Source organism: Nocardioides sp. 1609 (assembly GCF_004522105.1).
In the GTDB taxonomy this organism is placed as follows: domain Bacteria; phylum Actinomycetota; class Actinomycetes; order Propionibacteriales; family Nocardioidaceae; genus Nocardioides.
The window spans coordinates 1-9642 of the sequence record NZ_SPUJ01000014.1; the positions used below are offsets into that span (position 1 = coordinate 1).

Annotated in this window: 2 protein-coding genes and 1 pseudogene; all 3 read right to left on the reverse strand. The window is 70.0% G+C overall.

All coding sequences use genetic code 11. The features are described 5' to 3' along the window. Nucleotides 1–277: pseudogene (locus tag E4623_RS22320) on the reverse strand (sugar phosphate isomerase/epimerase); the annotation flags it as partial. 323 nt (nucleotides 278–600) lie between these two features. After that, nucleotides 601–8001, reverse strand: coding sequence for a ThuA domain-containing protein (locus tag E4623_RS22325; protein ID WP_134768792.1), 7401 nt, complete (start codon nucleotides 7999–8001; stop codon nucleotides 601–603). 197 nt (nucleotides 8002–8198) lie between these two features. Next, on the reverse strand, nucleotides 8199–9365 hold the full coding sequence (gene xylA, locus E4623_RS22330) for a xylose isomerase (protein ID WP_134768793.1): 1167 nt from the start codon (nucleotides 9363–9365) through the stop codon (nucleotides 8199–8201). Between the last annotated feature and the right edge of the window lie 277 nt (nucleotides 9366–9642).

Genomic DNA, 9642 nt, shown 5'->3' on the forward strand with positions numbered 1-9642 from the left:
ACAAGATCGCCTCGTGCCGACCATCGATCGGGTCGTCACAGACCGCCTGACCCTTCAGGTGGTTCGAGATCGCATACACCTTCAACCCGTGCTTCTCCAGCACGTCCAGCTTGCCCTGCACGTACGCGTCGTCCTCAGCAGCACGCCACGGATCCAGGTGGTCGCCCCAGCACGCGATCTCCAGACCGTCGTAACCCCACCCCGACGCCAACCGAGCCACCTCCTCGAACGGCAGATCGGCCCACTGGCCGGTGAACAACGTGATCGGACGGGGCATGGGAGTTCCTCTCGCGGAACGGACAGGTCGGTCGGGTGGTGCATCTGTCAGGTGGTGCATCGCTCAGGTGGTGCGTCTGTCTGTCAGTGGTGCGTCGGCCGAGGTCGTGCCTCGGCCGGCGCGACCCGGGCCGGGACGGAGCGTGCTGTCCCGGCCCGGGCCGCGGGAAGCGACGCCCCTCAGGGCGTCGCTCCCCCGTCGCCGTCAGGGACCCGGCCACCAGCCGGCCCACCGGGCCGAACCTGCGGACGGTCGGTTCCGGCACCTCTCGGTGCCGGCGACCGGATCCCCGACGACGAACGTCTCCTCGTTGCTCCCGGCGCCTAGAGCTGACTCCTCAGCTGACGCGCGAGGTCGTTGAGGGCCGCCTTCGCCGGGGCGTTCTTGACCCCGGCCGCGAGGCTCTGGAACCGCGTCAGGGCCTGACGGGCCTGACGCACCTCACCGCGGTTGTCGGCACGCTGCGCGGCGGTCAGCTCGTTCTTGAGCTTCTTGCCGAGCTGGGCGCTGAGCTTGTTCTCGCGGTCGAGGCGGTTGACCAGCAGCTTGCCACCGGCGTACGTGGCGACCACCTGGAAGGTGATCGTCCGCGCCTGCTGGTTGCCGGCCCGGTCGGTCACCGTGACCACCAGTCGGTGGGTACCGGTCCGCAGCGACAGGGCGTCGATGCGGGTCGGGGAGCCCACGACCTTGCCGTCGAGACGGATCACCCGCTGGGCGATGCCCGAGGTCGCGTCGGACGACGTGGTCCGCGCGGTGCGGACGGCGGCCACGTTCATCTTGACGCCGTTGGCGATGCCCGCGACGGTCAGCTTCGGCGCGGTTGCGTCGAGCTTGATCGTCGTGGTCACGACCTCCGAGACCGTGCCGGCCTCGTCGGTCGTCCTGGCCTGCACCCGGGTGGTGCCGTCCGCAGTCACGCGGAACGGTGCCGAGTACGTCGTCCAGGCGCCGTCGCCGAGGCGGTACTGCGTGCTCAGCGCACCGTCACCGCCAGCCCCCGTCAGGGTGATGGTCACCGGGGTGGTGTACCAACCGCCACGGCCGTCCGGCGCGGCAGGCGCCGTGGTCATGGTGACGGTGGGCTCCACCGGCTCCTCGGTCTCCGGGACGACGACCTCGAACTCGTCGGTCGTCTCGTTGCCCGCGGCGTCGGTGGCCGTGTAGGTCACCACGTGGGTGCCGGCCTCGGTGATCTCGAACGGGCCGTCGTACTCGGTCTCGGCACCGTCGTCCACCGTGTAGGTGAGCGAGGTGACCTCGACGTCGTCGGTGGCGTCGAGCACCACGGTTCCGGGCCCGGTCAGGTCGAGGTCGATGCAACCGACGATCGCGCCGTCACGGTGCAGGGCGAGGATGCCGCCCTCGATGCGCGGTGCCCACGCGACGGTGGCCTCCGCGTAGGACGTGCCGTCGGCCTCCGCCTTGATCCTCGGGTCGCCCGAGGCCGCGGTCCAACCGGGGTTGGTGGGCCACAGCTCGTTGGGCGGGGTGCCGGCGCCGTCGGGGTCGTCACGGTAGTGACCCTCGAAGCCACCACAGGTCTCACCGACGTGCAGGTGCGACTCGTAGCGCTGCGTGGGGTCGAGACCGGTGAGCGACATCTCCACGGTCGTGGTGTAGCCGTCGCCGTCGGCAGCGGAGACCAGGCTGGCCTCGCCACTGATACCGCCGCTGGCCTGGTCCACGAGCGTGCCGGCGTACGAGCCGAGGACGGTGGCACCGACCTCGGGAGCGGTCACGTCGCCGTCGTCGCCCTCGACCACCACGGTGGTGGTGCCGGTGGCCGAGACGTTGCCGGCCACGTCGACGGCGCGGTAGCGCACGACGTAGGTGCCGGGCTCGTCGTACGACAGGGCGGCGGTGTAGGCCGTCCACGTCGTGGCGTCGCCGACCTGGTACTCGATGCGCGCGACGCCGGAGGTGGCGTCGGTGGCCGCGAGCGTCACGGTCTTCGTCTCGGTGCCCGCCTGGGTGGCGGTCACCGTCGGGACGACGGTGTCGACCTTGATCGTCTGGGACTTGACGTCCTCGACGTTGCCCGCGGTGTCGGTCGAGCGGAACTCGACCAGGCGGTCGCCCTCACCGGTCACGGAGACCGCGGCGGTGTAGGGGGTCCAGGCGCCGCCGGCGATGCGGTACTCGGTCGAGGCGACGCCCGACCCGTCCGCGCCGTCGGTGGCGGCCAGGGTGAACGACGGACGCGTGGTGTACCAGCCGGCCTGGCCGGTGGCCGCCGCGATGGTGAGCGTCGTCGTGGGTGCAGCGGTGTCGGTCGGCTCCTCGCCACCCGGCTCGCACGTGGCGTCGCCGCCGAGCGTGAACCAGTCGAACGAGGCGGTGATGCCGGCGCCGGCCGCGCTGTTGGCCGCCGACAGCAGACCGATGCGGGGGTTGGAGATCCCGCTCAGGTCGTAGCCGGAGGGCATGTCGGTCCAGGTCTCGCCGTCGCCGCTGTAGGAGCCGACGACGTCCGTCCCGTTGGTGCTGGTCAGTCGCAGCCAGATCGTGCTGCCGAAGTCAGCCGCGAGCGCAGGGGAGTTGGTCTCCGGCGCGGTCGCGTTGAGCTCCTTGGCGGTCTGGACGACGTTGGACCCGGCGTCGGGCTGGTCGCTGCGGCCCTGGACGACGTGCTTGATGTAGTTGTCGTCGTCGCCGTAGACGATCAGGCCCGCCTGCTGGAAGGACCTGTTGATGGGTGCGGTGACCTTCGTGGTGGCCACGAACGGCCCGGAGGGCAGAGCCGTCAGGATGATGTCCCGAGCGGTGTTCGTGGTCTGGTAGAGGTCGGTCGCCTCCATCGGGATCGAGACCGATCCACCGGAGACCGTGAGGTTCCCGCTGGGCCGGACGGTGCTCCAGCTGGTGCTGAGCGCGGTGCCGTCGAACTGGTCGACGACGCAGCCCGGGTCGGTCTGGCAACCGTCGGACACGAGCTCGAAGGAGTCGAACTGCGCCGAGATCTGGGCGGCCTCGATGTTGTTCGCGAACGCCGTCACCCCGACCCGCGGGTTGGTGATGCCGGTGAGGTCGAAGCCCCGGGGCATCGCGACCCAGGTCGTGCCGTCGGCGCTGTACTCACCGGTGACGGCAGTGCCGTCGGTGCTGGTGAGACGGAGCCACACGGTCGACGGGAAGGTCGCACCCAGGCCCGAGGTGTTGGCCTCGTCAGCCGTGGCGCCGACCTCCTTGGTCAGCTGGATGATGTTGCTGCCGGCGTCCGGGGACGAGGAACGCCCCTGGGCCACCAGCTTGATGTAGTTGTCGTCGTCGCCGTAGACGATCAGACCGGCCTGCTGGTACTGCCGGTCGATCGGCGCCGTCACCTTGGTGACCAGCTGGAACGGACCTGCGGGCAGGTCGCGCAGCACCAGGTCACCAGCGTTGTTGGTGGTCTGGTAGAGGTCGGTGGCGGCCATCGGGATGGTCAGGGCACCACCACCGACGGCGATGTTGCCGGTCGGGCGGACGACGTCCCAGGTGTCGCTCAGCGAGGTGCCGTCGAAGGTCTCGAGGCAGCCGCTCCCACCGCCACCGCCGCACGGCACGGCCGTGTCGTCGGGGGTGAGGGTGAAGTAGTCGAACTCGGCCGTGATGCCGACCGACGCGGCCTGGCTGCCGAGGGTGAGGAGACCCACCTTCGGAGCGGTGATGCCGCTGAGGTCGCGCGTCCCGGTCATCTGGGTCCAGGTGGCCCCGTCGACGCTGTAGGAGAAGCTGACGACGTTGCCGTCGGTGCTCGACATCCGCAGCCACACGGTGTCCGGGAAGCTCGCACCGAGGTTGGCCGAGTTGGTCTCCGACGCCGTGGCGTTGACCTCCTTGGCGACCTGGATGATGTTGTTCGCCTTGTTCGGGGTGCTGGAGCGACCCGAGTAGACGAGCTTCAGGTAGTTGTTGTCGTCGCCGTAGATCACGAGGCCGGCCTGCTGGTACGAGCGGGTCGCGGGCAGGGTGACCTTGGTCGTGGCCTCGAAGGCACCGGCCGGCAGGTCCTGCAGGACGATGTTCGGCGTGGTGTTGGTGGTCTGGTAGATGTCGGTCGCGGTGACGGGCACGTTGAGCGAGCCGTCGGCCACCGTCATCGTCTGGTCGACCCGGACGCTGCGGTTCCAGCGGTCGGTGTCGAGGGTGTCGCCGACGAAGTCGTCGGAGCGACCGCTGAAGCAGATGTCGACGGCCGGGCGGACGATGACCTCGAGCGTGCGGGTGGCCTTGGCACCCCGCGCGTCGGTGGCGGTCAGCGACACCACGTAGGTGCCCGGCGTCGTATAGGTGTGGCTCGGGTTGGCGTCGGTCGACGTGGTGTCGTCGCCGAAGTCCCAGGCGTAGGCGACGGGGTCGTCACCGTCGGGGTCGGCCACCGTGCTGGTGAACTCCACCGGCAGCGGCGCCTCGCCGTTCGAGGTGCTGGCGCTGATCGAGACCGTGGGCGGCTGGTTGTCGGTGATGCCCCGACCCACGAAGTCGATGAAGTTGACGTTCGCCCCGCCGGTCGTGGCGACGAAGTACAGCGGTCCGCTGGTCGTCGTCGCCCCCGTGAGGGTGGCCGACACATTCTGGTAGGTCTGCGCGCCACCGGTGTTCGGCACCGTCAGCGTGCCGATGGTAGTGCCGGTCGCCGAACCCTGCCGGATGTCGAACGCCGCGCCCGCGGTGGTCGAGGCCGCCCGCATGCTGACGCCGGTGATCCCGGTGAGGTTCATGATGTCCCAGCGGAACCAGTCGCCGGTCTCGACGCCGGTGACGTTCTGGCCGCCGCCGGTGTCGGTGGTCGTCTGGACGGTGACCCCGGCGGTGCCGGTGGTCGAGCCGCCGGTGCGACCGGTCTCGTCGAAGTACTCGGCTTCCTTGCGCTTGGTGTGCACGATGATGCCGTCGACGCTCGTCAGCGCGCCGGCGACGCCGGACCCGCTGTCGGTGTAGGTGGCCTTGATGGTGCCGAAGATGTTCGCGCCCACGTGGCCGGCGTCACCGGGCAGCACGAGGGTGCCGCTGCAGCCCCGGTACTGCTCGTAGTCGTGCGAGTGCTCGTCGTGACCCAGTCCGGGCTGCACGACGACGCGGTCGCAGTCGATGGTGCCGTCCTCGGGGTCGGTGACGGTGACCTCGTACTTGAGCGTGTCGCCGTACTCGAAGAACCCGCCGTTGGGCGGCAGGTCGAGCTTGATGGTCGGCGCGGTGTTGCCGGACACGATGTCGATGTTGGTCGTGCCGGTCCGGCCGCCGTCGTCGGTCACCGTCAGCCGCGCGGTGTAGTTGCCCGCCGCGGTGTAGGTGTAGCTGCCGGTGGGGGTGGTGGCGTCGGTGGTGCCGTCGCCGTTGAAGTCCCAGGCGTAGGTGAGGCCGGTGGCGTCGCCGGTGTCGGTGTCGAAGGAGGCGGTGCCGTCGAAGGCGACGGTCAGCGGGGCCGGGCCCGAGGTCTTGTCCGCGGTGGCGCGGGCCACCGGGGCGCGGTTGCCCTCGACGTAGTCGATCCGGTAGATGCCCGAGTCGGTGTTGTTGCCGTTGAAGCCGCTACCCCACTCGATCATGTAGAGGGCGCCGTCCGGGCCGAACTGCAGCGCGTGGGGACGGACCATCTGCAGGTTGGGCAGGAACCGGTTGATGTCGGTGTAGTTGGTGCCGTCCTGGTTCATCTGGACGGTGAAGAGGCGGCTGTTGTTCCAGTCGGCCCAGATCGCCTTGCTGTCGAAGTACTCGGGCCACTTGCGGTCGGAGTCCAGGTCGGCGTCGTAGGAGTAGGTGCCCGAGGTCATCGGCGCGCCGCTGGCCCCGATCTCCGGGGTGCTGGTGATCGAGCCGTTGTTGCTCTGCCAGATGACGGCCGCCTTCGCGGGCGGCAGGTTCGTCAGCCCGGTGTTGTTGGGCGAGTCGTTGACCGGGGCGGCGCAGTCGAACGCCGCGCCGGCGGTGCTGCTGGCGAAGTTGTAGTCGTTGTACGGCGTGTTGTTGCCCACGCAGTAGGGCCAGCCGTAGTTGCCGGGCTCGTCGAGGATGTTCCACTCCACGCGGCCGTTGGGGCCACGGGTGGCGCTCACCGAACCGGCGTCGGGGCCGTAGTCGGCGACGAGGAGGTTGTTGTTCTGCTCGTCGAGGCCGATCCGGAAGGGGTTGCGGAAGCCCATGGCGTAGATCTCCGGGCGGGTCTTCTGACCGGTGTCGGTCGCCTCGTCGAAGAGGTTGCCGGCCGGGATCGAGTACCCGCCCTCGGCGAGGGGCTTGATCCGCAGGACCTTGCCATTGAGGCTGTTGGTGTTCGCCGAGGTGCGCTGGGCGTCCCAGGCGGCACGGTTGGGCCGCTCGTCGATGGGCGCGTAGCCGCCGGAGTCGAACGGGTTCGTGTTGTCGCCGGTGGCCAGGTAGAGGTTGCCGTCGTTGTCGAACTCCATCGAGCCGCCGGCGTGGCAGCACTCGTTGCGCTGGGTCGGGACGTCGATGATCGTCGTCGCCGTGTTCAGCTGCAGCGTGTTGCCCGACATCGTGTAGCGCGCGATGCGGTCGGTCGGGGTGGCGCCGGTCGGCGCGTAGTAGAGGTAGACCCAGTTGTTGGTGGCGAAGTCGGGGTCGAGGGCGATGCCCAGCAGACCGAACTCCTGACCGGTGTAGACCGGGATCGTGCCCGCGGTCACCACGGTGCCGTTGGGCAGGATGATGCGCACGGCGCCGTTGCGGTCGACGTAGAACACCCGACCGTCATCGGCGATGGCGAGCTCCATCGGGTTCGAGGTGTTCTCGTCGAGAGCGACCTTCTCGAAGCTGGCCTCCTTGGTGGCCGAGCAGTCCGAGTCCACGACACCGGCGGCGGTCTGGATGCCGCCGAGGATGTGGTCCAGGAACTTGGGGTCGAGGAAGGACGCCTCGGTGTGGCCCATGCCGGTGTACCAGCTGCGGCCGCCGTCGTAGTCCTGGCACCAGGCGATCGGGTGCTCGGCACCCATCGCGCCGCCGCCGGGCGCGTACGTGGTCTCGTCCATCGAGGCCAGCACGTGCACCTTGCCGCGCGGGTTGGTGCGGAAGTTGTACCACTCGTCGGTGCGCTCCCAGCGCGGCTCGATGCCGGCCGTGGAGGGGTGCGCGGGGTCCTCGACCTTGACGGTCGCGGTGGGGGTGCCCGCCGGGTGGTTGTTGAAGTAGGAGCCGACCAGGTTGCCGTACCAGGGCCAGTCGTACTCGGTGTCGGAGGCCGCGTGGATGCCCGCGTAGCCGCCGCCGCCCTGGATGTAGCGCTCGAAGGCCGCCTGCTGGGTCGGGGTCAGCACGTCACCGGTGGTGGAGAGGAAGATGACGACGTCGAAGGTGGCGAGGTTGGCGTCGTTGAAGGCCGCGCCGTCCTCGGTGGCGGTCACGGTGAAGTTGTTCTCGACGCCGAGCTGCTGGATCGCGGTGCTGGCCTCGTCGATGTTGCCGTGGCGGAAGGCCGCGGTCTTGGAGAACACCAGGGCGTTGAAGGCGTCGCCCGCGACGTCGGCCTCGGGGTCGGCCGCCCACGGCACGGCGTTGCTGGCCGGAGCGGCCTTCTTGCCGGACTTGCCCGCTCCGTCGTCCTCGGCGGGGGGCTCGGCAGCGGCAGCGGCCGGGGCCAGGTCGGGAACCGCTGCCTGGGCAGCGGATGCGGTGAGACCGAGGCCGGCGGTGGCGCTCAGGGGTAGCAGCACGATCGTGGCCAGGGACGAGACGAGCGCTGTGCGCGAGCCTGTCCGTAGCCGCGTGATGAGCTTCATCACGAACTCCTTCGTTGTTAGCGGTGTGCGCTCCATGTGTCCGGGGCGGGTCCCCGGGCGTTCGGCCCCTGGTCGTGCGTGGTGCTGCTTGGTGCTGGTCGTGCGTCGTGGTGATCGGTGCGTGGTGCTGGTCTTCGGTGGACGTGTCGGCGCGCGCGGCGCGGGGTCGGCCGGGCCCGGGGGCCCGGCCGACGTGGTCAGCGCGCGGCGAGCAGGTGGTCCATGGCGAGCTGGTCGAGCGCCTCCATCCCGACGCTGCGCTCGGCGAGCCCCGCGACGTCGTAGTCGGCCTCGCGCAGCGCCGAGAGGGGCTCCCCCGCCTCACGGGTGGGGGTCAGCAGCTCGAGGACGCCGGAGGCCTCGCACGCCGCCTGGACCTCGGGGTCGTTGCGGAACGCCTGGACGCGCTCGCGCAGGATCAGGTAGTTGCGCATGCACCCGCGGGCGGACTCCCAGACGCCGTCGGCGGCCTCGGCGCGCGGCGGCTTGAAGTCGAAGTGGACGTAGCCGTCGTAGGCCGGCCCAGCCCCGCCACCCAGCAGCGTGTCGACGGTCCAGAACGCGCCGCGCAGGTTGCCCGCGCCGAAGCGCAGGTCCTGGTCGAAGCGCGGGCCGTGCTGGCCGTTGAGGTCGACGTGGAACAGCTTGTCGTGCCACATGGCCTGGGCGATGCCGTGGGCGAAGTTGAGACCGGCCATCTCCTCGTGCCCGACCTCGGGGTTGAGGCCGACCATCTCGGGGTGCTCGAGCTCGCCGATCAGCGCCAGGGCGTGGCCGATCGTGGGCAGCAGGATGTCGCCGCGCGGCTCGTTGGGCTTGGGCTCCAGGGCGAAGCGCATGTCGTAGCCCTGCTCGATGACGTAGTCGCAGACGAGGTCGAGGGAGTCCTTCATCCGGTCGAGCGCGGCGGGGATGTGCTTGCTCGCCCCGTGCTCGGCGCCCTCACGGCCGCCCCACATGACGAACGTCTTGGCGCCGAGGTGGGCGGCCAGGTCGATGTTCCGCAGCACCTTGGCGGTGGCGTACCGACGGACCTGCCGGTTGTTGGCCGTGAGGCCGCCCTCCTTGAAGACCGGGTGGCTGAAGAGGTTGGTCGTCACCATCTCGCAGACCACGCCGGTGTCGGAGAGCGCCTGCTCGAAGCGCTCGAGGGTCTTCTCGCGGGTGCCCTCGTCGGGGAGCAGGTCGTCGTCGTGGAAGGTCACGGCGGCGGCGCCGAGCTCGGCGAGGCGGTGGACGCTCTCGACCGGGTCGATCGGGGCGCGGCTCGCGGGGCCGAAGACGTCGACGCCCTCCCATCCCACGGTCCAGAGGCCGAAGGAGAACTTGTCCTCGGGGGCGGGCGTGTAGCGGTCGGTGGTCATGCGGTGGCTCCTGCCGGGTGCGTTGGTCTGGGCATCTTGAGGGCGCGCCTCGACACCCGGTGGCCCGGGAGGGCCACCGGCGTGTCGTGGCACGGCCTTTGGGGGGTTTGGGGGTGCGGTCGTGCCGGTCGGGTACCCGTCCTGGTCGGGCGGGTGTTCAGTGGGTCAGGACTTGAACGCGGTGGGGAGGTACTCGTCGACGTTGTCGGCGGTCACGACGGGGGCGAAGAGCTGGACGGTGCGGGGGACCTCGACCTCGACGAGGTCGGAGACGTTC